This is a genomic window from Acinetobacter sp. GN11 (genome assembly GCF_054823985.1).
This window is the reverse complement of record NZ_JRVL01000305.1, coordinates 1-962: the sequence shown is the minus strand read 5'-3', so window position 1 is coordinate 962 and position 962 is coordinate 1. Positions and strand designations below refer to the sequence as shown.

1 protein-coding gene is annotated in these 962 nt (G+C 34.3%); it reads right to left on the bottom strand.

Annotated elements, in window-relative coordinates; translation table 11 throughout:
• Positions 1-845, bottom strand: an 845-nt coding sequence (locus tag NL42_RS18610) for a hypothetical protein (protein ID WP_461313878.1), incomplete at its 3' end; no start/stop codon positions are given.
• Positions 846-962 lie beyond the last annotated feature (117 nt).

Sequence of the window (962 nt, the reverse complement as noted above, 5' to 3'; positions counted from 1 at the left end):
CTCATAGGTTCCGAATGCTCTAATTGAGCATCCCAAAATTTTTCCCATAAATCACAATACTCTAAGCATATCTTTTCAATATAGCTATAATCTTCTTCTGTACAAGCTTGCATCAAGACATACCATAAATCTTCTTCATGATCATCATCTGCGGCTTCGGCACTTTCATCTTCAGAAATACCATGCACATGATAATAACCACCACCCTCGACCTCCAAACCTATGGCTTTAGTCGCTTTACGTAACGGTGGACTATAAAGGATAACCTCTTCTTCTGCGACGGCTAACAAAGCTGAAACAGCTTTATAGTCATCATAAGCATCTTCTAAAAAAACTCGAACTTGACCTGCAATTTCAGTCGGCTGATAAGTTAGACGGTCTTGTTCAGTAATACCAAAGTCATTTAATACGTCTTCAAATAAAGGATAGTGAGCATATTCAGGATTTCCCTGATAATAACCATCTTTGTCTAAACCTGGTCGAAATCCAAACTCATCAAAAATATTTAGGCTCAAAAGAAAGCGCGGAAACATTTTCGCACCAGCATGCAATCTTGGCTCTAGTTGTTTAGTTTGAAATTGAGCCATGAGCAGTGCATCAGTAAAAGTTTGTACAATTGCATGGCGATATTCTAAGTGTATTTTTTTTAAATTTTCTTTATTAATTTCTCCATTATTTAAAATCTCAATTGCAGGATGATGTGAAACTGCATGTCTAGCAATTTTTGCTCTTAATTGGTTCAAAAAGTCTGAATTTTTTTCCCATAGCTCAGCTGAAATGCTTTGCTTCATCCCTGCGAGTGCTTTCTTTCTAGGATTATTAAAATTCTCAAATTTCTTAGGCATATCTACTCTCATTAAACTTATTGAAGCCTGATCGATTTTTACATATTTTATTATAAAAACAATGACTTAAATTGATATTTAAATATATTCCCTTATCAATCCATATTAGAATTAAAA